Raw genomic sequence first — 22315 nt, forward strand, 5'->3', positions numbered from 1 at the left:
GGTGCGGATCGGGATTCTGGGACCACTCGAGGTGTGTTCAGACGACGGCGACCTCGCCGACGTGCCTGGCGCTCGTTTGCGCGCGCTGCTGGCCGCCCTGGCGCTCGAACCGGGCCGGGTGGTCGCCAAGCCGACACTGGTGGACTGGATCTGGGGTGAGCACCCGCCCTCCGGAGCGGACAACGCTTTGCAGCGCCTGGTGTCCCGGCTGCGCAGGGCGCTGCCGGAGCGGACGGTCGAGGCTCGGGACGGCGGCTACCGGCTGAGGGTGGACCCCGATGCCGTCGACGCCGCGCGGTTCGAGCGCCTCGTCGACCGGGCCCGCAGGGAAGCGGGCCCGGGGCGGGTCCGCCTGCTGCGGGAGGCCCTCGCGCTGTGGCGCGGTCCGGCTCTGGCGGACGTGGGCCTGCGGGAGAGCGCGGCCTTGGACGCGGCGGTGACCCGGTTGGAGCGGCTGCGGCTGACAGCTATGGAGGACCGGTTCGACGAGCAGATCACCCTGGGGCACGGCGCCGATCTGGTCGCGGAGCTGACCGGCCTGGTAGCCGCGGATCCGCTGCGCGAGCGGCTGGTCGCCGCGCTCATGCGCGCCCTTTCCGCGGTCGGTCGGGACACGGAGGCGCTGCTCGTGTACCAGCGCACGAGGGAGGCCTTGGCCGAGGAGTTGGGCGCCGATCCCTCACCGGAGCTGTCCGCGTTGCACGTCGCACTGCTACGGGGCGGGCACGGGCAGCGTGCCGAGCGCCGCAAGTCCAACCTGCGGGCTGAGCTGACCAGCTATGTCGGCAAGGAGGCCGATGTTGCCGCGGTGCGCGCGCTCACCGAAGAGCACCGGCTCACCACCTTGATCGGTCCGGGTGGCTCGGGCAAGACCCGGCTGGCCACGGAAACCGGGCGCACCAAGCTTGTTGACCTGCAGGACGGGGTCTGGCTGGTGGAGCTCGCGGCCATCGACACGGCCGGTGACGTGGCGCAGGCGGCGCTCTCCGGGATGGGTCTGCGGGACGCACTGCTCGGCGGGCCACCGAACTCGGAGCTGACGGACCGGGTCATCGCCGCGGTCCGCGAACGTGAGGCGTTGCTGATCCTGGACAACTGCGAGCACGTGATCGATGCTGCGGCGGCCTTCGCTCAGCGGGTGCTCGGGGAGTGCCCTCGGCTGCGGATCCTGGCCACCAGTAGGGAAGCACTCGGTCTCATCGGCGAGGCGCTGTGGCCGGTCGAGCCGCTGGCCCTGCCGGAAGGGGACACCGACCTCGGCGAGATCGAGTCCACGCCCGCCGTTCGGCTGCTGCGGGACCGGGCCGGTGCGGTGCGCGTTGACCTCGCGGTCGACTTCCACACGGCCTCGACGATGGTGCGTATCTGCCGGGAGTTGGACGGAATGCCCCTGGCGATCGAACTGGCCGCGGCCCGACTGCGCACCATGTCCCTCGACCAGCTCGCCGACCGACTCCACGACCGGTTCCGCCTGCTGGACAGCGGTAGCCGGAGCGCACTGCCTCGGCACCGGACGCTGCGCGCGGTGGTCGACTGGAGCTGGGAGCTGCTCAGCGAGTCTGAGCGGACGGTGCTGCGCAGGCTCGCGGTGTTCTCGGGCGGGGTGGGCCTGGAAGCCGCCGAGCGGGTCTGCGCCGACGCCGGAGCCGGGCAGGCAGACGGGGTCGGACAGGAACAGGTACTCGACCTGCTCACTGCGCTGACTGAGAAGTCGCTCCTGCGCGCTGAGGGCAACGGTGCGCCGCGCTACCGGATGCTGGGAACCATCAAGGAGTACGCCGCGGACCGGCTCTCCGATGCCGGAGAAGCGGATCTGGCACGCCGTACCCACCTCGCCCATTTCACCGAACTCGTCGAGACCGCCGAACCCCGGCTCCGCCGCGCCGAACAACTGGAGTGGCTCGCCCTGCTCGAGGCCGAGCACGACAACATCGTTTCCGCGATGCGCGGCGCACTCGCCGCCGGAGATGCCCATGCGGCCATGCGGCTCGCGGGCGGCGCCGGCTGGTACTGGTGGCTGAGCGGACACAAGGTCGAAGGCTTCGAACTGATCGTCGCGGCGACGGAAACCCCCGGCCACGTGCCCGACGAGATCCGGGCCATGGTGTACGCGCTGGGCGTGATGTTCGTGAACGCCGGGCGGGGCGGTGAACGCCAGGCGGCGGAGTGGATCAGCGAGGCGCACCGGTTCAGTCAGCTCAGTCGGAACAGCGACCGGCGCCACCCGCTTCTGGGCCTGGTGGATCCGCTGGAGCGCATGCTGCGGGCACCGGACACGTTCCTGTCGGCGTATGAGGCACTGCTGGACGACGACGAGCCGTGGGTCCGTGCCCTGGCCCGTCTGCACCTCGGCAAGTCGCGCATCATGCTCGGCCAGGGTGGGCGCGACGCGGACACCCACCTCGAAAGGGCGCTCGTGGAGTTCCGTTCGCTCGGCGACCGGTTCGGGATCGCGTTCGCCCAGACCGAACTGGCGGACCGGATTGCCGTGCGCGGCGAGTTCGCGGCCGCGTGCGAGCACTACGAACAGGCGGTCGAGGTCGTCACCGAGATGGGTGCCCTCGACGATGTCATCCGCATGCGGGCGCGACTGGCTCAGCTGTACTGGCTGTTGGGCGACAAGGACGCCTGCGAGGCGGCCATCGCCGAGGCGCGGCGCCGCGCGGAACGGGTCACCTGGCCGCACACGCTGGCTGAGCTGGCTCTGGCGGCTGCCGAACTCGCCCGCTGGAGCGGCGACGACGAAGAGGCCCACCGGCAGCTCGGCGTCGCAACGGCCCTGCTGGGTGACGACGCGGAGTGGTCCAACACGCGGGCGGAGGTGCAGGACCTGCTCGGCTACCTGGCCGACGATCCGGATGAGGCCCGTGAGCACCGCGTGGCGGCGTGGCAGTCGGTCTCCGCCGAGGCGGTGAACGCACCCCTGTACGCGCAGGTGATCGTCGGGGTCGCGGATCTCGCGCTCCTACTCGAACAGTATGAGCTGGCCGCGCGGCTGCTCGCGGCCAGTGTCGGCGTGCGCGGGCTGCCGAACCGTTCCCACCCGGACGTGGCCCGGATCGAGCAGGCCGCACGCGGCCACCTGGGCGACGTGCGGTTCGCCGCAGCGGAGCGGGAAGGCGCCGAGGAGGACTGGCCCGAGCTGGTGAAGACCACGCTCGCCCTCTGACCGGTGCACCCAGGCGCTGACGCGATCGGTCATTCGCGAGCAGCGGCGGTGGGGGTGGAACGCCGTGTCACGGGTGTGACAGGCCGCGTCAGCAGCCCACGGTTGCGCCGACCTCGCCGACAGAACCCCTCTCGACGAGAGCGAACACGCCCTCCCGAGCGCCTCGATCGGCACATCCATCACCGCCATGGCAGTCCTCAGACTCGCCGAGGACGGCGTCGTCGCTTGCACGAGGACGTCAACACCTACCTGCCCGCGGACATGCGCGTCCCCGGTGGGGCGGTCATCCTGCACCACCTGCTCACCCCTACAGCGGGGTTCGGGGAGGTGGCCGAGTACGTCGCCTCGCTCACCAGCCTGAGCTGCCTGGTCTGGGCCGGGCTGGTGGTGTACGCGCTTCTCGACCTCAACCGCCTCCACGAGTGGATGATCTTCAGCGAGTCGCCGACGCTCCTCCTGCCGTTGACCACCGCCGTACCGCTGACCGCGCTCACCCTGGCCGCGGCCGTGACCGCGTGGGTCCGCGGCTGGTGGGGGCCGGTCGTCCGCATCCACTACTCGCTCCTGCCCCTGGCCGCGATTGCTGTCATCGCCGTGGGCGCGACCTACGGGTTCGTGTGGAGCCCGGGGTGACCGGTTCTCGGGAGAACGCCGCGCCAGCGGTCGTGTCAGGGGTGTGACAGGTCGGCGTCAGAGCGGGCGCCGAAGGTGGTCGCACGAGTGGTTCGGCGATTGCTGACCAGGGCCCGCGAACTCTTGAGCCAGGGCAGTCGCACACGGGGAACGAACGGATGGGGTACGGGAAGTGACAGAGACAGACATCGATCAGGCGGCCGTCGTGCGGCTGACCGACGTGCGCAAGGTGTACGGCCGCCGCGACAACGCGGTCGCCGCGCTCGACGGGGTGGGGACCGGTTTCCACCGCGGTACGTTCACCGCGGTCATGGGGCCGTCGGGCTCAGGGAAGAGCACCCTCCTGCAGTGCGCGGCCGGACTCGACCGCACCACGTCGGGCTCGGTCCGCCTCGACGGCCAGGACCTCGGCGACCTCAACGAGAAGCAGCTGACCATGCTGCGGCGCGAACGCATCGGGTTCGTCTTCCAGGCGTTCAACCTGCTCCCGGCCCTGACAGCGGAACAGAACGTAGCGCTTCCCCTGGAGCTGGCCGGGCGCCGTCCCGGACCCGGCCGGGTCGCCGAGATCCTGGAACAGGTCGGCCTCGCCGAACGGGGACGGCACCGCCCGGCCGAGCTGTCCGGGGGCCAGCAGCAGCGCGTGGCCATCGCCCGCGCGCTGGTCACCGAACCGGCCGTCGTCTTCGCCGACGAACCCACGGGCGCTCTCGACACCCGCTCCGCCCGCAATCTGCTGGGGCTGCTGCGCGAGGCCGTCCAAGCGGCCGGGCAGACCATCGTGATGGTCACACACGACCCGGTCGCGGCCGCCTACGCCGACCGGGTCGTGTTCCTGGCCGACGGCCGACTGGCGGGCGAGTTGCACGCCCCGACCGCCGAAGCCGTGGCCGAGCGGATGACTCACTTGGGCGCTTGGGCCGACGACTCCGCGACCGCGCCGATCGGGGGTGGCCGGCGATGATCCGGCTCGCGTTTCGGACCCTGCGCCACCGCAAGGGCGGCTTCGTCGCGGCCTTCCTCACGATGTTCCTCGGCGCGGCCATCGTCATGGCCTGCGGCGGGCTCATGGAGTCCGGTATCCGCGCGGACGCGCCACCACAACAGCTGACCGGTGCCGACATCGTCGTTGCGGGCAACCAGGGCCATCACGTCCCCGAGTTCCACCACACGGAGACCCTGACCGAGCGGGTACGCGTCGACGCCGCACTGGTGGACACCGTCGCCGCGCTGCCCGGTGTCCAGGACACCACCGACCACGTCTTCGACTATCCGGCACCTGAGGGCACCGTCGACGCCATCGCAGTGGTGGCCGAGAACGGGACCGGCGTCGACCAGCTCCGTGAACGCATCGAGGCCGCGTTGCCGGACACCGCCGTGACGCTCACCGGTGACGAGCGGGGGTACGCCGAAAACCCCGAAGTGCTGTTCACCGCGGACGGCCTGATCGTGCTGCCCAGCTTGTTCGGCTCGTGGGCGATCATGATCGCGGTATTCGGGGTGGCCTCGATGCTGGCGCTCTCGATCCAACAGCGCCACCGCGAGCTGGCCCTGCTGCGCGCGGTCGGAAGCACGCCCGGCCAACTGCGCAAGCTGGTACTCGGCGAGACGGTGATCCTGTCCGCCCTCGCCACCGGGCTGGCGATCTTGCCCGGCCGATGGCTCGGGGAGCTCTTCCTTCACCAGATGGTCAGCAGCGGCATCATCATCGAAGGCATCGAGTTCCGCATGGGCTGGATCCCGATGGCCATCGCGATCGGCTCGGCCCTGCTGGCGGCGATCGGCGGCGCACTGGTCGCCGGGGCTAGGGCGGCCAAGACGCGGCCCACCGAGGCCCTGGCCGATTCCGGACTGCCCGAGCGCCGGCCCATCGGCCTATGGCGCGTCCTCCTCGGTCTGGCCCTGCTGGCAGGTGCCATCGCACTGATGGTGGTGACGATGACCGTTTTCAGGGGTCTCAACGCCTCCACCACCGGCTCCCCGGGGATGGTTCTGATGGCGATCGCACTGGCGGTGCTCAGTCCGGTTCTGGTCCGGCCGCTCGCCGAGTTGCTCCGGCCGCTGGGTGCGCTGACCGGCCAGTCCGGTCGGCTGGCGATGCTCAATGTACGGGCCGGGATCGACCGCACCGCCGCGGTGGCGATGCCGGTCATCCTGCTCACCGGAATCACCACCGGGTTGGTGTACGGGCACCTCTCGGGGGTGAAGGCCGCCCAGGAGGAGTTCATCGACGGCCTCACCGCCGAGGTGCTGATCACGGCCGACGACGGCATCGATCCAGAGCTGGTCGAGCGGGTCGATGCGCTCCCGGGCGTAGCCGCCGCTTCCGGGTACGTCGACAGCACCGGGTTCCTGGAGGAGCCGAGGGACGACCCGGAGAACTGGGAGGAGGAGACGGACCGCTGGGCCGGCTGGCACCTGGAGGGCGCGACCGCGGACGGGGCTGAGGCGGTTGTCCCCGGAGCCGTCACCCAGGGCACCCTGAACGACCTGCACGGCGCGGCCGTGGCCCTGGACGCCGGGAACGCCGCAGAGGTCGGGGTGGGGCTGGGAGACCCGATCACGGTACGGATGGGTGACAACGCCGTCCTCGAAGCCGAGGTGGTCGCCCTGTTCGACGCCGCGGCCGACGACGACACCCTGCTGCTGCCCGCTGATGTGCTCGCCACGCACACCACGGAGGGCCGTGTCACGGAGATGCTGGTGGCCGGTGACGGCAGTTCCAGCGCCGGACGAATGGTGGCCGACATCCAGGAGCAGCTCGCCGGAGAGGACGGGTTGACGGTGGTCGACAGCGAGGCGATGGTCGCCGAGCTGGCCTGGGGGCACGACGTCGAGTTCTTCGCCATTTACGCGATCGTCGCCATGATCGTCGGCTACAGCGCGATTTCGGGCGTCAACGCGCTGGCCTCCAGCACCAACGCACGCAGCCGCGAGTTCGGGTTGCAACGCCTCACCGGATCCACCCGCGGGCAGGTGCTGCGGATGCTGGCCGTCGAAGGACTCTTGGTGGCGGTGATCGGCGTGGTGCTCGGCACGATCTCCGCGTTCGTGACACTCGGGGCCTACACCGTCGGTCGTGCCGACACCCTCTATCCGACCGGGTCACCGCTGATCTACATCGGCGTGGTGGGCTTCGCGGTCACGTTGACTCTGCTGGCCTCACTGGTGCCCGGCTGGCGGGCGACCAGGCGCCCGCCGGTCGAGGCCGCGGTGGCCCCGTAGCCGAGCGCGGGGCACCCGGTGGGGTGGGCGGGACCGGAAGGCACCGCCCACCCCCTGTTTCTGTCGCACGGCTTCTTCGTGCCCGGCGTCCTAGTGCACGGCGGGTGCGTTCGTCGCCGCACCCTCCGGGGGCGTCGACTTCCGGACGAAGAAGGTCGCGAAGAACCCGAGGGTCGCGACGATCGCGCCCACGGAGAAGGCGACCTGGATGCCGCCCATCTCCGCGGCGACGGCTTCGACGCCCTCGGTCATGCGACTCGCCGCGGTAGCGGACATCACCGCGACGAACGCCGCGGTGCCCGCGGCCCCGGCCACCTGTTGCACGGTGCCGACCACGGCGCTGCCGTGCGAGTACAGCTCGGAGCGCAGTGATCCCAGGGCGCCGGTGAGCAGCGGGGTGAACATCAGACCCAGACCAGCGCTGAGCACCATGTGCGCGGCCACGATGTGCCACACCGGGGTCTCCGTGCCGAAGAGGGACATCGACCACATCACCGCGGCCACGAGGGTGGCGCCCGGTGTGACCAGGGGCCTTGGCCCGAAACGGTCGTACAAGCGGCCCACGAACGGAGCCAGGAGCCCCATCAGCAGACCGCCGGGAAGCAGGGTCAGCCCCGTCACGAGGGTGTCGTGGCCGAGGACGTTCTGCATGTACAGCGGCAGCAGGATGACCAGGCCGAACAGCGACATGAAGCTGGTCAGGACCAGGGTGATCGAGATCGAGAACTGCTTGGACGAGAACACCCGCAGGTCGAGCAGAGCCCGGTCCTCGCGCTGGAGCCGGATCTGGCGCCACACGAAGAACACGAGTGCCACGGCGCCCACGACGATCGCCGCCCACGGCGGGACGGCCGCGTCGGGGTCGGCCGCCTTGCCCAGGCTGGAGAAGCCGTAGACGAGACCGCCGAAGGCCAAGGCCGACACGATCACGGAGAGCACGTCGATCCTGGCGGCGCGCGGCTCGGTCACGTTGCGGATGAAGGCCGTGCCGAGCGCCAGCCCGAGGAGGGCGATCGGCAGGACGAGCCCGAACAGCCAGCGCCAGTCCAGGACGCTCAGGACCAAGCCGGACAGGGTCGGGCCGATGGCGGGGGCCACGGCGATGACGACGGAGATGTTGCCCATGACCCGTCCCCGGCGGTCGGCCGGGATGAGGTTCAGGACGGTGGTCATGAGCAGCGGCATCATGATGGCGGTGCCCGAGGCCTGCACGATCCGGCCGGTCAGCAGGATCGCGAAGTTCGGCGCCAGGAAGCAGATGAGGGTGCCGAGGCTGAACAGGCTCATCGCGGTGATGAATACCTGGCGCAGGTGGAACCTCTGCAACAGGAAGCCGGTCACCGGGATGACCACGGCCATCACCAGCATGAAGGCCGAGGTCAGCCACTGGCCGGTGGAGACGGAGATGCCCAGGTCACGGTTGAGTGCGGGCAGGGCCACACCCATGATCGTCTCGTTCAGGATGACCACGAAGGCCGAGACCAGGAGTAGTGGGATGACGAGGCGGCTGGCGCGCGGGTCGGCGCCCCCGGCCGGTGCGGCCTCGTCCGTGGGTGTTGCGGTGGGTTGCCTGGTCACGTACTTCCTTGTGCGATTGAGAGTGGCCTGGGCCGTGGGGGAGTGGTGGCGGCGGGGCCGGAGCGGGTCCGTTGGGTCCCGAAACAGGACCAACCCGCCTGCTCATGGCAGTATTCCGGCCCGGCAGAGCCGGAGGAAAGCGGTTTTCTGCCGGAAAAGCACCACCAAGCCAGTTTAGGTGACGGAACGTCCCGTCTCGCCCGGGTTTGCGCCTGGCAGAACCGCCAACGTGCGCTTCGTCACGCACTGCGCTCTTCCCTGGCGCTCCCGTGGCCGAGGGCACATCGGAGGCCGTGATGCCAGCGGGCGAACTGGTGGCCAGGGGCGGGGTGCCGGGTCCGGGCTTGATCGCCGAATAGAAATCTACGACGTAAAGGAGACCATTCCAGTCAATCCCTGATGGATTCCAAGGACATTCACGACCAGCAGTTCGACATCGGCCGGGCCCTGGGATGCCGTGTGCGCTTGGCGCTGCGGCACACACTCGCGGTCGGCGACGCATCGGTCGGCGAGCTGGTCGACAGCACCGGCTCCGCCCAACCCAACGTCTCCAACCACCTGGCCGTGCTGCGCGAGGCCGGTCTGGTGGCCGCTGAACGGGTCGGCCGCGTGATGCGGTACCGACTGGCCTCGCCACAGGTGAGAGAGTTGGTGAAAGCGCTCGACGCCGTGACCGACGCCAACCGCTGAACGCCTAGGGTCCCCGCAGCCGCGTCCGGGACCCGAAAGGCTCCGGTCCACCCGCCCTCCAGGGGCACCCGGTACCAGCGCGTTCGTCAGAAGGGGGAGCATCGGGAAAAATGGCACCCATGGACTTCACCGATCCCCTGCCGACCACTACCAGCGCGGACGAAGGCGAACGCGCCGCCCGGGTGGCCCTGCTGCCCGTGGGCAGCCTCGAACAGCACGGCCCGCACTTGCCGCTGACCACGGACACCGTCGTCGCCTCCGCGTTGGCCCACGCCCTCGCCGACGCCCACCCCTCGACACGCGTGCTGCCGCCGATCACCTTCGGCTGCTCCCACGAACACGAGGCCTGGCCCGGCACGGTCAGCGTTTCGGCACCGACCCTGCACGCGATGGCCTCCGACATCGCCGACTCCCTGCGCCGGGCGGGCACCCGGAAGCTGGTTCTGGTGAACGGCCACGGCGGCAATCACGTCCTGGCCAACCTCGTCCAGGCCTCCCGCGGTGACATGGCGCTCTTCCCCGGGCCGCACGACTGGGAGGCCGCCCGCAAGGCGTCGGGGATGAACACCACCAACGACCGCGACATGCACGCGGGCGAACTGGAGACCTCCGTGCTGCTGCACGTACGTCCCGACCTCGTCCGCCCCGGCTACGAGGAGGCCGACCACCTGGCCGACCGGCGCGACCACATGCTCACCAGCGGCCTGGCCCGCTACACCCGTTCCGGGGTCGTGGGCCAACCCTCACGCGCCACCGCGGCGGAGGGCCGCGACCTCCTGGCGTTCCTGGTCAAGGCCTTCGCCGGGTACCTCGCGGTGCTCGACCCGCAGTAGCCGCCACACCAGGACCAGGCTTCCGGGAAGCGCGGCGACCAGGGCGAGGAGCCCGTACACCACGGACGCGGTCAGACCCGCCTCAGACCCCAGACCGGCCACCCCGAAAGCCAGGGCCGTCACCGCCTCACGCGGTCCCCAGCCGCCCACGTTCGCCGGGATGCTCATGGCCACCAGTGCCAGTACCAACAAGGGCAGCAGGGCCAGAACGGGCGCGGTGACCCCCGCCGCCCGGGCCGCCACGAGGAACAGCGTCACGTGTCCGCCCAATGCGGCCGCCGAGAGCAGTAGGACCCCTGGGCCGGTCTCCGCCGTGAACAGGCCGGCCCGGGTGTCGGCCACCGTCGCCGACAGCGCCCGCCACCAGCGCGCACCGCGCCGCCGCCCCACGGCCCAGCCGACCGCCACCCCCAGGGCCACCACGGCCAGCACGGCCAGCGACGCCGAGACCGCGAGCAGGCCCGGACCCAGCAGCGCCGCGGGCAGGGTGAACAACAGGGCCGCACCGGTCAGGGCGAGCACCACCTGTCCGGCCATCCTCTCCAGCACCACCGCGCGCACACCCCGGGCCACGTCGCCCGCGTAGCGCCCGTGGCTGAACGCCCGGTGTACGTCACCCAAGAACCCGGCGGGAAGGACGGCGTTGAGGAAGACCGAGCGGTAGTAGTCGCCCACCGCACGCACCCAGGGCAGGCGCAGCCCGACCCCGCGAGCCACTAGCACCCACCGGGCCGCGCACAGCACGGTCGTGGCCAGACCGATCCCCAACGCGGCCGCCACCGCGCGGCCGTCGACCGACACGAAGGCGTCGGTGACGGCTTCCACCGGGTACCACCACAGCACTCCGGCCAGGACGGCCAACCCGGTCAGCGGGCGCAGCCACGCGGTACCTCTCATGACCTGCCAGGGTCCTCCCCGGGAAGCGCGAGCAGGTCGGTGTGGTGCACGACCACGCGCAGCCCTCCCTCTTCGCACATGCCGAGCCGACGCTCCAGGTACCCGTGCGGGACGGAGTCCGGATCCTGCTCCCGGGCGGCCGCGACCCAGCCGCGCAGCCACGCGAGGGTCAGCGGGACCCGCTCGGGACACAACCGCCAAGGGCTGGGAAAGGTCAGGGTGCGCGCACCGAGTCCCGCGAACACCTCTTCCGCCGCCGCGACCCCGTCCGGCCCCAGCCGGCCGTCGCGTCGCTGGTGTTCGTTGAAGGCACGGGTGACAGCCGCGTCGGCCGGGTCGCTCGGGAAGAGCTCCACCCGCCCCACCACGGACAGGGTGAACAGGGCCGCGCAGCCGGCCTCGGTCACGGCCGCGGCCACGGCAGCCAACTCGTCCCGGGTGAGCAGGTCCAACAGGGCGGACCCGGTCGCCAGGTCCACCCCCTCGAGGTCGGTGGCGGTGACCGATCCCAGGTCCCGCAGGCACATCCGTGCCGTCACCGGGGAGTCGTCCGCGGACCGCGCGGGGGTGTAGGCCCCCGCCATGGATAGCAGCGCCGAGTCGATGTCGTACAGAACCCACTGCTGGGACCCGGACAGCTTCGGGGCCAGCCAACGCCCCTGGGATCCGGTGCCGCACCCGAGGTCGGCGATCCGGATCGGCCGTGCGCCCGGTCCCGCGCCCCGGTCGGCAAGGTGGACCCGGAGCGGGTCCAGCGGTGCGGTGGCCCGCGCGTCGGCGTCGGCCTCCTCGCGCAGTGCCAGCCAGTCAGGCGCGAACTCCGGAGCGGGGTTCCCGGACAGTGAGCTCAACGGATCTCCTCCCAGTGGAGTGCGGCCGCCAGGGGACGATGCTGCCGTCTTCAGCCTGACAGTGCGACCACTGCTCTGTTGGGGGATCCGCGAAGATTAGCGTGTGCTTCGCCCCTGCGCTAGGAGTGTTTTCTGTGCTTGCTGGGACACCTACCCGCTGACCGGCGGGTTTCCCGGTCAGCGGGCCAGGAGATTCCGGTCGGTGCTGCTGCGTCGCTCAGCGAGACCGGAACAGGAGCCAGGCCCGCGTCAGACCTTCTTGGCCAGGCCCGCGTACTGGGGGACGTCCCGGACCGTTCCCACCTCGGCGGGCTCGGGGCGCCAGCGGAAGACGGAGACCACACCGGGGTCTACCAGTTCGAAGCCCTCGAAGAACCGCTCGAACTCCGCCACGGTGCGCATGTGGTACTTCTGGGCGACCTGCTCCTCCCAGATACGCATGCCCTCGGCGGCGCGCTCGGCGTCATCGACCTCCATATGGGCCATCACGCCGTCGCACACCGCGAAGAAGCTGCCCGGGGCCAACCGGTCGACGTAGGCGCGCACCAGGCGGAGCGCCTCCTCGATCTCGAAGTGGCCCATGGTGCCCATCAGGGTCAGACCGACGGGCCGGTCCAGGTCCAGGGTCTCCTTGGCGGCCGCCAGGACCCCCTCGACGTCGCGCAGGTCCGAGCCCACGAACTGTGTCCTGCCCGCGTCCGTTCCGTTGAGCAGAGCCCGCGCGTGGGCGAGGACCAGGGGGTCGTTGTCGACGTAGACCACCTGGGCCTCGGGGTTGAGCGCCTGGGCCACCTCGTGCGTGTTGTTGGCGGTGGGCAGCCCCGTGCCGATGTCGAGGAACTGGGTGATGCCCTCTTCCCGTACCAGGTGGCTGACGCAGCGGCGCAGGAAGAGCCGGTCTCCCTGGGCGACCTCCGCGACCTGGGGGAACAGGTCTTTGACCTGGTCTCCCACCGCTCGGTCGACGGGGTAGTTGTCCTTTCCGCCCAACCAGTAGTTCCAGACGCGCGCTGTGTGCGCGACGGATGTGTCGATGGCGGCGTCGTCGGGAGCGTCCGTCATGGGGCCTCTCAGGGGTGGGGGGATCGGGGGGATCCCTGTGGAACAGCACCCGAATTCTGCTGGGTTCCGCCCTCCGCGCGCAACCCGGATCCCTGTGTTCCCAGCGCTTCCCGTTCCGAGGCCGGTTGGTCGGGGTCCTCCGGTTCGGGCAGATCGATGGTGTCGCGCAGCTGGACCCTCGGCAGGAAGCACACCACCACCAGACCTGCCATCGCGATGCCGGTGGCGACCAGGAAGATGTCGCCGGTGGAGGAACCGTAGGCGCTCTCGACGATCTCGCGCAGGAAGGGCGGCATGCCCGCCAGGTCCAGGGTGCTGCCGTCGGCCCCTCCGGCAGGGATGTCGGCGCCCGAGGCGGCCACACCGTCCGAAATATTGGTGCTCACGCGGCTCGCCAGAATCGCGCCGAGCACGGACACCCCGATGGTGCCGCCCAGGGAGCGGAAGAACGTGATCGCCCCGCTGGCCGCGCCGAGTTCGCGCAGCGGTACCGAGTTCTGTACGACCAGCACCAGGTTCTGCATCGACAAGCCCACACCGGCGCCGACCGCGAGCATGCCGAGGGACACCACGAGCAGTGAGGTGCTCTCGTCGATCGTGGACAGCACCAGGAAGCCGAGGGTCAGCGACACCAGTCCGGTGACGACGTAGGGCTTGACCCAGCCCGAGCGCGACACCATCCAGCCCGAGGCGGTTGAGGAGGCCATCATGCCGAGCATGAGAGGTGTGGTCAGCAGCCCCGCCGCGGTCGGCGAGTAGCCGCGGGCCAGCTGGAAGTACTGGCCGAGGAAGACCGCCCCGCCGAACATCGCCATGCCGACCGCGACACTGGCCACGATCGCGATCGCGGCCTCCTTGCGCACGATCAGCCGCAGCGGGATGACCGGCTCGGCCACCCGCGCCTCCACCCACACGGCCAGCGCGAGGAGCACGAGTCCGCTGACGACCATGGCGCCGGACTGCCACGAGATCCAGGCGAAGCTTCCCCCGACGAAGGTCACCCACAGCAGGAGCGTGCTGACGCCCGCGGCGATGAGTGTGGCCCCGACGTAGTCGATGCGCACGTCCTCGCGGCGCTCCTCCACCAGGTTCAGGGTGCGGGTGAGCACGACCAGTGCGACCAGCATGAACGGCACACCGATGAAGAAGCACCAGCGCCAACCCAGCCAGGAGATGTCTGTGAGGGCGCCTCCGATGAGCGGGCCTCCGACGGTGGCCACGGCCATGATGGCACCGATCAGGCCGTTGAAGCGGCCCCGCTCCTTGGGGCTGACCAGGGCGGCGATGGTCGCCTGGACCAGGACCTGGGAGGCGCCCATGCCCAGTCCCTGCACGGCGCGAAAGGCGATGAGCTGGCCGGTGGTCTGCGCGAACCCGCACAGGAGTGAGGCCACGATGAACAGCACGATGGAGATCTGGAGCAGCCGCTTCTTGGGGAAGAGGTCGGCGAGCTTGCCCCAGATCGGGGTGGAGGCCGTGGACGCCAGGAGGGTCGCGGTCACCACCCAGGTGTACTGCGACTGGGTCCCCTGGAGGGAGCCGACGATCTGGGGCAGGGCGACCGAGACGATTGTGCCGCTGAGCATCGTCACGCCGAGGACGATCAGCAGCCCGCTCAGGCTGCGCAGGACCGGAGGGCGCGCTGTGTCCTGGGGCGGAGGAGTACTCAAGGGCTGACCTCTGGAGAAGAACGTGCAGGAGCAGAAAGCCTGCTGTGGGAGCAAAAATACAGAGAACGAATTTTTGCACTCTATGCACGATAACATCGGGGGTAGGGCGATGGCGAAGCATCCAGGGGAGAAGCGCGCCACACCCGGCGCGCGGAATGACCCAGGAAACAGCCCTAGAGCTCGAGTGCCCGGGCGAGCGCGCGTGCGGCCTCCGACCACCCCGTCAGCTCCTCGCGGCGCTGCCGGGCCGCACCGCGCAATTCCTCCCGCAGACGCGGTTCGCTGAGCCATCCGCGCAGCGCGGAGGCCAACGCTTCCGAGTCCTCCGGCGGTACGAGCAGCCCCGGTACCCGCCCGTCCGCGGTGCGCCCCAAGGCCGCGGGGACCCCGCCCACCCCGGAGGCCACCACCGGCACACCCCGGGCCAGCGCCTCGGTGACGACCATGCCGTAGGTCTCCGCGCGCGAGGCCAGCACCAGCAGGTCGGCGGAGTGGTACGCCCCCGCCAGCTCCGCGCCCACCACAGGGCCGGTAAACCGGATCCGGTCCGCCAGACCCGGGTGCGGGGGAGGGGTACCGGGCCCGGCGCACACGCACGCCCAATCCAGGTCCCGCAGCCCTGACAGTGCTCGGAACAGCAGGTCATGGCCCTTACGCGGGGTCAAGGAGGCCACACACACGAGCCGGGGAACGCCGGCGTCCGCGCCCTCGAAACCACTCCCGCGCGCCGGCGGCGCCGGATCGACCCCCGGCTCCACCACCGCCACCTCGGTCAGGCCGTGGTGCGCGGCCAGCCGACGCGCTGCCCACGCACTGGTGGCCACCACGGTCACGCCGCTTCCCAGCACCGCCCGTTCCCGCGCGTCCAGGTCCCGCGCCGCGCTCTCCGCCAGCCCGGTCTCGTCGGCCAGTGGCAGGTGCACGAGCACCGCCAGCCGCAGCCGCCGTGCCCGGGGGACCAGTACCTCGGGTGCCCCGCACGCCACCAGTCCGTCCACCAGCACGGATGAGCCGTCGGGGGCCTCGTCCAGGGCGCGGGAGAGCTCGTCCAACGCGAGCGGCCCCGGCCGGGGCCAGTCGCCCGCCACCGCGACCGTCCGCGTGGGCCGCCCTGCGCGGGACAGCTCCTCCGCGATCCGCCGGTCGTAGGTGTTGCCGCCGCTGGGCACGTCCGTCCGGGGGACGACGAACCGAACCGTCACAGCTCCCGCTCGTAGGCGGCCCAGGCCACGTGTGACTCGTGCAGGGTCACCGAGATCGAGGTCAGGCCGTCGGCGTGCGGTCCCAGCGCCCCCGAGGCGATCCGGTCCGCCATCCGGTCGGCGACCACCTTGGCGAGGAACTCGGTGGAGGTGTTCACGCCCGCGAACTCGGGTGCCTCGTCCAGGTTGCGGTAGTTGAGCCCGGCCACCACCGTGCCCAGCTCCCGGGTGGCCGCACCGATGTCCACCACGATGTTGTCGGGGTCCAGTTCGGGGCGGCGCAGGGTCAAGTCCACCACGAACGTCGCCCCGTGCAGGGCCTGGGCCGGTCCGAAGACCTCGCCCCGGAAACTGTGCGCGACCATGAGGTGGTCCCGGACGGTGACACTGAACATGGAAACTCCCCGGGGTTGTCGTGTTCGGGCGTACTCGGCGTGCTCAGGGTGCGTCGTAGGCGATCCGGTGGCACAGCGCCGGGAGGCTCCCGTCGGCCAGGTCCGGCAGCACGGACGGCAGCTCCTCGAAACCGCTCTCACCGGTCAGCAGGGCGTCGAAGGCCGGGTCGTCGAGGAGGCGCATCGCCAGCCCCAAGCGCTCGGAGTGGTTATAGCGGGACCGCCGGGCGGGCGAGATCATGCCGACCTGGCTGGCCCGGACGGCCAGCCGGTGCGAGTGGAAGTCCTCACCCAAGGGCAGGATCACCTGCCGGTCGCCGTACCAGCTCAGTTCCACGACCTCACCCTCCGGGTGGAGCAGCTCCAACGAACGGAGCAGGCCCGCCTCCGTGGCACTGGTGTGGAAGACCAGGTCGCAGCCTTCCTCGGCGTCTTCGGGGCGGGCGAAGCCCACTCCCAGACGCTCGGCGGTCTCCCGCCGGCCCGGGTCGACGTCCACCAGTTGGACCCGTGCGCCCGGGATCCGGGAGAGCAGGCGGGCCACGCAGCAGCCGACCATGCCCCCGCCGACCACCGCCACCCGGTCACCCACCAGCGGGGCGGCGTCCCACAGGGCGTTCACCGCGGTCTCCACCGTTCCGGCCAGGACCGCCCGTCCCGCCGGAACGCCATCGGGTACCACCGACACAGCCGAGGCGGGGACCACGAAACGCGTCTGGTGCGGGTACAGCGTAAACACCGTGCGCCCGAGCAGCCGCTCCGGACCCTCTTCGACCAGCCCGACGTTCAGGTAGCCGTACTTCAGCGGCCCCGGGAAGTCGCCCTCCTGGAAGGGGGACCGCATTACCTCGTGCTGGTTGAGCGGCACCCCGCCGCCGAACACCAGCGTCTCCGTGCCCCGGCTGATCCCCGAGTACAGGCTCCGCACCAGGACCTCCTCGGCGCCCGGTTCGGGAAGCTCGACTTCCCGCACCTCGCCCACGCCCGGCGAACGCACCCAGAACGCCCGTGCCGTTCTTCCCACACTCACCTCTTCCCGGCGGCGTCGGCCCGAAGGGCCCGCGCCCGCCACAGTCCCACCACGTCACGTCCGAACGACCACAGCAGGGCTGCCAGCGCGCACGCGACCGCCCCAGTGGCAACCTGCCATGGGAGCACACCTGATGCGGCCACCGCCAGCACGATCCCCTGCGCCGCGGCCACCGCCTTGCGCGCCAGGCTCGGCGGCAGCGGGCCCCTCAACCACGGTGCCAGCCGTGCGGCGACCGCGAACAGGTACCGCATAGCGCCGATCACCAGCACCCAAGGTCCCAGATCCAGGGACACGAACACGCTCAGCGCCAGGATGAGGAACGCGTCGGCCTCCATGTCGAACCGCGCACCGAAGTCCGACTCCGTTCGCGTACCGCGCGCCACCAGCCCGTCCACCCAGTCCAGGACGAGGGCGACCGCCGCCACACCCACCACGGCCCAGGCCGGCCCGCCGTCGACCACCAGTGCCGTCACCGTGCCGATCAGGCCGACACGCACCAGCGTCACCAAGTCGGCCGGGCCCAACGGCCACCTTCCGTAGCGGCGCATGGCCAGCAGCAGGAGAACGGTCACCACCAGGACGTGGGCCAGCCCCACGGTCCACCCCAACGGGCCCAGGCCGGCCAGCACCGTCAACAGGGCCAGCAGCGCCACCTGGCCGAGCACCGCGGATCCCACCTGCCAGACGGTCGGTTCAGCCACGGCCGTGCCCTGGCCCGTCACCGTTCAGGTGGGGCAGATCGTGGCCCAACCGGTCGCGTTTGGCGGTCAGATAGCGGATGTTGCGCTCATGTGCGGTCACCAGCAGCGGTACCCGCTCGGAAACCTTCACTCCGTGCTCCTCCAACGCCCGCGCCTTCTCCGGGTTGTTGGACAGCAGCCGCACCGAACGCACACCCCGGTGCCGCAGTACCCGCGCCGCCGGTCCGTAGTCCCGCACGTCCACCGGAAGCCCCAGGGACGTCGCGGAGTCCACGGTGTCCAGCCCCTGCTCGTCCTGGAGGAGCTGGGTGCGCACCTTGTCCACCAGCCCGATCCCGCGGCCCTCGTGGCCGCGCAGGTACACCAGGACACCGCGGCCCGCGTCCATGATCGTGTCCAGCGCGGCGTTGAGCTGGTCGCCGCACTCGCAGCGCAACGCGCCGAAGACGTCCCCGGTGACGCACTCCGAGTGCACCCGGACCAGGACCCTCTCGCCGTCACCGATCTCGCCCAGTACCAAGGCGAGGTGCTCCGCACGGTCGACCGGGTCGCGGAAGGCCACACAGCGGAACGTTCCCCGGCGCACCACCAGGTCCGACTCGGCGACCATGTCGTCGTCCAGTGTTGGCTCTGCCATTCATCCCCCTTCACCGCCGCAGGCGGCACATCCGGGCGCTTCCCCGTCCGTCCCGTGCCTACTCGGGTAGATCGACCCCGATTTCTCCGCCCAGACCGAAACCGGCCTCGAGCTTCAGGGAGTCGCCGCTCCAGAACCGGCCGGGATCGTAGTAACCGGGGCGCCGCCCCTTGGGGAGCACACCCATCTCCTCGTACGTCAGCGCCATGACCTCGGCGCAGTAGGCGGTCTCCAACCGGCGTTCGCGTTCCCGGCGCCCGAACGGCATCCGGCCCAGCGCCCACCGCCCGGCCAACTGGGCAGTGGACGGGAACGGGGTGCCGTTCAGCCGGGCCACCATCCGCAGGGCAGCGTCCTCCATCTCGCGCGAGGCCGGCGGGTCAAGCTGGCGGAGCCAGCCCTTCTGCCCGTATCGGCGCCCCCATACCAGGACGGCGTCGCGCAGGTCGTGCAGCTGGACCCCGCGCTGGTGGGTGCCGGTCCACATGTCCACGAGGGACCTGCCGAGCTCGGCATGCCACATCAGGGGAGGGAGGTCGTCGAGTACCAGGGACATTCCGACGTGGTTGACCGGGCTGTTGGTGGTGAGCTGGATGGCCCGGTCCGGCACACTCGTGCCGCGGAACACCCAGACGTCACCGGTCCGCGTCAGGTCGACCGCATCGTCCAGGGACATGCTCGTGTCTGCCACAGGGCTAGCCTATGAGCATGAAGTGGTGGAAAGCCTTAGGGGCGGCAGCATTCGTGGGCGTGGCGGCAACCGGAGTGGCGGTGGCGCGGGCCGAGCGGCAGCGCCGCGCCTACACCCCGGATCAGGTCAGGGAACGTCTGCACGACCGGGTGGCCGAGGTCAGCCGTGCCGAGAGCGGCCACCTCGACGCGCGGGGCGGGTCCGAAGAGGCCGCGGACGATGACGGGGCCCGCCGCCTGCTACCCCGGATGCGCTCGCGGCTGATCGCGCTCCGGGACAGTCGGCCCCTGGCCACAACCGGCCGGTGGCTGCGCGGAACCCGCGGTGGAGGGCGTGACCGGGGTTAGGCTTTGCGCTGACTCGTGCACCCCCCGATCCCCACCGAGGCCCCTCGTTGCCCCACATCCCCCGTGCTCTCCTGCTCGTCGTCGCGCTGGCCCTGACCGCCTGCGGCCCGGTGGGCAACGACGACCGCATCACCGCCTACGACACCGAGGCGCTGGTCCACCCCGACGGCACCGTGGACTTCACCGAGACCATCACCTACGACTTCGGTGACGCTCCCAGCCCCGGCCTGTTCCGCGAGATCCCCCTCAGCGAGAGCGCTGGTTTCCTGCGCCACCGCACCTGGGAGATCAGCGACCTCGAGGTCAGCAGCCCGAGCGGAGCCCCGGCCGACATCGAGGACCAGCGGGAGTGGCGCCGGGTGCTCTCCATGGACATCGGGGACGAGGACACCCCGGTCACGGGTGAGCAGACCTACGAGATCTCCTACACCGTCCACGGCGCGCTCACCGACGGGGAGTTCGGCCCCGAACTGTACTGGGACTTCGTCGGTGGCGAGTGGGGCGTACCGGTGGACGACGTGACCGCCTCGGTGGAGGCCCCCTGGGTCGTGGACACGGAGTGCTACTTCGAGGAGAAAGAGCGCGACGAGGACGGCAACACCGAGAGCGAGGACGTCGCCTGCGAGGAGACCAGTAACGACGACACCGCCGCCGAGTTCGGACAGGGCAGCTTGGACCGCGGCGCACCGCTCAGCGCGATCGTGTACCTGGAAGCAGGCACGGTCGAGCCCCCCGACACCAGCCACGCGGTGGCGCCGCTGCCGCGCTGGATCACCCTGGCCGGTGTGCTCGGCCTGGCCGCCGCTCTCACGGCGACCTACTTCCTGACCAGCTATGTCGGGGCATGGAAGAAGAAGCGCAGGGCCCGGATCCGCAAGGGGTTCGCCAAGGGGTTGCCCGACCTGCCGCCCGCCGTCGCGGGATTCCTCTTCCACAAGCAGCGGCTGCGCGCCGAGCACACCCTGGCCCTCATGGCCAGCCTGGAGGAGAAGGGACACCTCTGTTCCGAGCCCAAGGGGACCGGAACGAACAAGGACTGGCTCTTCGTCCAGCACAACTCGAACGTCCCGCTCACCCCCTCCGAACGGGCACTGGCAGCGGGGATGTTCCGCCTCAACAGCGAGATCAACCTGAAGTGGATGGGCCGGTTCATGACCAGGCGCCGGGTCCGCAGGATCGAACGGGCGCTCTACCGTGAGGCCGCGCAGCACGGTCTGGTCGTCAATCCGTGGATCTGGCACCCGGCCATGGTCCTGTGCGCGGCCTTCCTGATCGTCGCCCTGGTCGCCGGGGTGGGCTTCAACGAGGTCACCGGACTGCGCCTGGCCGGTCTGGAGGTGGTGAGCGCCCTGGTGCTCCCGGTCGCGGCCGCGGTCCTGCTCGTCCCCGAACAGCGCACCCCCTACGGTGACCACGTGCGCGCCCAGCTGTCCCGGAAGCGGAAGAACCCCGACGGACTGGACCCGTTCCTGGGCATCGCGCTGGGTCTCCCGGAGAAAACGGTCGTGACCCTGAACGAGAGGGTTCCCAACCTCCGCCCCCACTGGCGTGACCGCGGCTTCCGGACCCGGTGGAACAGCACCGTCAACCAGCGGATCCGGCGTTCCCGGTCGAGCGGTGGCGGCAGCGGCGGAGGACGCGTCTCCGGCCGCGGTGGCGGCGGCGGTGGTGGCGGGAGAAGGCGCTGACCCGGGCCCGAGCGGGTCCTAACCCTGGACGTAGGAGAGCAGGGTGCGCTCCACCTCGGGAGTGGGACCGACGGCAAGCGGGGGTTCACCCCGTTCGCGGTCCCAGGCCAGCACGTCGGCGGCGGTGGTCACCAGCGGGGTCGCGGGCAACCCCGCCTCCTGGGCCCGGGTGAAGTCGCGCTGGAAGGACTGCTCCCACACCCGATCAGACCGCACGAGCGGAAAAGTGGCCATGATGGCCTCGGGCGGCACGAGGACGAGTTCGACGTCGGTCCCGGCCGCCCGCGCGCAGGTCCGCACCATCTCGCTCAAGGTGAGGGGTTCGACCGGGCCCATGGCGTTGAACGTGCCGCCGCGGCCGTCCACCAGCAGCCGTACCACCAGCCGGGCCAGGTCGCGCGCGTCCAGCAGCTGGACCGGCTGGCCGGGGTCACCGGGCAGGACGATCTTGCCGCCCCGGGCGGCCCGCCGCACCCAGTAGGTGAACTGGTTGACGTTGTCGTACGGACCGGCGAGCATCCCGGGCCGCACGACCGTGGCGCGGTCTCCGTACCGGGAGGCCACCTCCTGCTCGCAGGCCACCTTCAACGGACCGTAGGTGTCGCGTCCGATCTCCTCGGTGGTCCACTCCGGCGACCGCAGCGGGGCCGACTCGTCCGCGCCGGGGCCGGCCCCCGGCGCGTACGCCGCGTTGCTGGAAACGAAGAGATAGCGCCCGACCCGGGCTTCGAGGGTGTCCGCGGCCTGGCGTACGTGGCGTGGCACGAACCCGCTGACATCCACGGCCGCGTCCCATGTGCCCTCCTCCAGGGAGGTGTAGTCGCCCTCCTCCCGGTCGCCCAGGAGCCGCTTCGTGCGGGGGAAGAGGTCCGCGTTGGTCCGGCCCCGGTTGAAGAGGGTGACCTCGTGCCCCTCCCGTAGAGCGTCGTCAACGATGGCGCGACCGACGAACGAGGTACCGCCCAGCACGAGAATCCGCATGGGGACTGACCCTAGCGCGCCACCCGCTGCCC

At 70.9% G+C, this 22315-nt stretch carries 20 protein-coding genes; 8 read left to right on the plus strand and 12 right to left on the minus strand.

What is annotated here, in order from left to right; genetic code table 11:
• Position 1: 1 nt before the first annotated feature.
• The 4 genes from ACYVDG_RS25335 (at position 2) to ACYVDG_RS25350 (ending at position 7027) form a co-directional block, all read left to right on the plus strand.
• Positions 2–3169 (plus strand): BTAD domain-containing putative transcriptional regulator, encoded by a 3168-nt coding sequence (locus ACYVDG_RS25335; RefSeq protein WP_460758622.1) that lies wholly within the window; start codon positions 2–4, stop codon positions 3167–3169.
• A 225-nt stretch (positions 3170–3394) separates the two neighbouring features.
• Positions 3395–3802: a hypothetical protein gene (locus tag ACYVDG_RS25340; RefSeq protein ID WP_460758624.1), complete on the plus strand. Its 408-nt coding sequence runs from the start codon at positions 3395–3397 to the stop codon at positions 3800–3802.
• 172 nt (positions 3803–3974) lie between these two features.
• Positions 3975–4766, plus strand: a complete 792-nt coding sequence (locus ACYVDG_RS25345) for an ABC transporter ATP-binding protein (RefSeq protein ID WP_460758627.1) — start codon at positions 3975–3977, stop codon at positions 4764–4766.
• A complete protein-coding gene (locus ACYVDG_RS25350; protein WP_460758629.1) occupies positions 4763–7027 on the plus strand; it encodes an FtsX-like permease family protein in 2265 nt (754 codons plus the stop codon). The genes ACYVDG_RS25345 and ACYVDG_RS25350 overlap by 4 nt, the downstream gene beginning before the upstream one ends.
• Before the next feature lie 90 nt (positions 7028–7117).
• Here the strand turns inward: ACYVDG_RS25350 and ACYVDG_RS25355 are convergent, their stop codons facing one another.
• The gene (locus tag ACYVDG_RS25355) at positions 7118–8605 is read right to left on the minus strand and encodes an MDR family MFS transporter (RefSeq protein WP_460758632.1); all 1488 of its coding nucleotides are present in this window, start codon (positions 8603–8605) and stop codon (positions 7118–7120) included.
• Between the two features lie 399 nt (positions 8606–9004).
• Here ACYVDG_RS25355 and ACYVDG_RS25360 point away from each other — a divergent pair, with 399 nt between their 5' ends.
• Positions 9005–9295, plus strand: a complete 291-nt coding sequence (locus ACYVDG_RS25360; protein WP_460758635.1) for an ArsR/SmtB family transcription factor — start codon at positions 9005–9007, stop codon at positions 9293–9295.
• 119 nt (positions 9296–9414) lie between these two features.
• Positions 9415–10128, plus strand: a complete 714-nt coding sequence (locus tag ACYVDG_RS25365) for a creatininase family protein (RefSeq protein ID WP_460758638.1) — start codon at positions 9415–9417, stop codon at positions 10126–10128.
• Here ACYVDG_RS25365 and ACYVDG_RS25370 read toward each other — a convergent pair.
• From ACYVDG_RS25370 to ACYVDG_RS25415, 10 genes are all read right to left on the minus strand, one after another.
• The gene (locus tag ACYVDG_RS25370; RefSeq protein ID WP_460758641.1) at positions 10039–11025 is read right to left on the minus strand and encodes a lysylphosphatidylglycerol synthase transmembrane domain-containing protein; all 987 of its coding nucleotides are present in this window, start codon (positions 11023–11025) and stop codon (positions 10039–10041) included. The two genes, ACYVDG_RS25365 and ACYVDG_RS25370, sit on opposite strands and share 90 nt — an antisense overlap.
• A complete protein-coding gene (locus tag ACYVDG_RS25375; RefSeq protein ID WP_460758643.1) occupies positions 11022–11876 on the minus strand; it encodes an SAM-dependent methyltransferase in 855 nt (284 codons plus the stop codon). Before ACYVDG_RS25375 ends, ACYVDG_RS25370 begins: the two co-directional genes overlap by 4 nt.
• A 249-nt stretch (positions 11877–12125) precedes the next feature.
• Positions 12126–12938 (minus strand): SAM-dependent methyltransferase, encoded by an 813-nt coding sequence (locus ACYVDG_RS25380; protein WP_460758646.1) that lies wholly within the window; start codon positions 12936–12938, stop codon positions 12126–12128.
• A gap of 8 nt (positions 12939–12946) precedes the next feature.
• Entirely contained in the window at positions 12947–14608 is a 1662-nt protein-coding gene (locus ACYVDG_RS25385; protein WP_460758649.1) for an MDR family MFS transporter, read from the minus strand.
• 173 nt (positions 14609–14781) lie between these two features.
• Positions 14782–15810, minus strand: a complete 1029-nt coding sequence (locus tag ACYVDG_RS25390; protein WP_460758652.1) for a glycosyltransferase family 4 protein — start codon at positions 15808–15810, stop codon at positions 14782–14784.
• Positions 15807–16205 carry a 6-pyruvoyl trahydropterin synthase family protein gene (locus ACYVDG_RS25395; protein WP_460758655.1) on the minus strand — a complete coding sequence of 133 codons (399 nt, stop codon included), beginning with the start codon at positions 16203–16205 and terminating at the stop codon, positions 15807–15809. The genes ACYVDG_RS25390 and ACYVDG_RS25395 overlap by 4 nt, the downstream gene beginning before the upstream one ends.
• Before the next feature lie 43 nt (positions 16206–16248).
• Entirely contained in the window at positions 16249–17229 is a 981-nt protein-coding gene (locus tag ACYVDG_RS25400; RefSeq protein WP_460758657.1) for a zinc-dependent alcohol dehydrogenase, read from the minus strand.
• Between the two features lie 2 nt (positions 17230–17231).
• A complete protein-coding gene (locus ACYVDG_RS25405) occupies positions 17232–17939 on the minus strand; it encodes a CDP-alcohol phosphatidyltransferase family protein (RefSeq protein ID WP_460758660.1) in 708 nt (235 codons plus the stop codon).
• Positions 17932–18576 carry a GTP cyclohydrolase II gene (locus tag ACYVDG_RS25410; protein ID WP_460758663.1) on the minus strand — a complete coding sequence of 215 codons (645 nt, stop codon included), beginning with the start codon at positions 18574–18576 and terminating at the stop codon, positions 17932–17934. Before ACYVDG_RS25410 ends, ACYVDG_RS25405 begins: the two co-directional genes overlap by 8 nt.
• Positions 18577–18634: 58 nt before the next feature.
• Entirely contained in the window at positions 18635–19252 is a 618-nt protein-coding gene (locus ACYVDG_RS25415; RefSeq protein ID WP_460758695.1) for a hypothetical protein, read from the minus strand.
• 32 nt (positions 19253–19284) lie between these two features.
• On the opposite strand from ACYVDG_RS25415, the gene ACYVDG_RS25420 reads away from it, so the two are divergent.
• On the plus strand, positions 19285–19614 hold the full coding sequence (locus ACYVDG_RS25420; RefSeq protein WP_460758666.1) for a hypothetical protein: 330 nt from the start codon (positions 19285–19287) through the stop codon (positions 19612–19614).
• 47 nt (positions 19615–19661) lie between these two features.
• Positions 19662–21302 (plus strand): DUF2207 domain-containing protein, encoded by a 1641-nt coding sequence (locus ACYVDG_RS25425; protein WP_460758669.1) that lies wholly within the window; start codon positions 19662–19664, stop codon positions 21300–21302.
• Positions 21303–21320: 18 nt separating this feature from the next.
• Here ACYVDG_RS25425 and ACYVDG_RS25430 read toward each other — a convergent pair whose 3' ends face one another.
• On the minus strand, positions 21321–22283 hold the full coding sequence (locus ACYVDG_RS25430; protein WP_460758672.1) for an SDR family oxidoreductase: 963 nt from the start codon (positions 22281–22283) through the stop codon (positions 21321–21323).
• Positions 22284–22315 lie beyond the last annotated feature (32 nt).

It is taken from the genome of Nocardiopsis oceani, assembly GCF_054777395.1.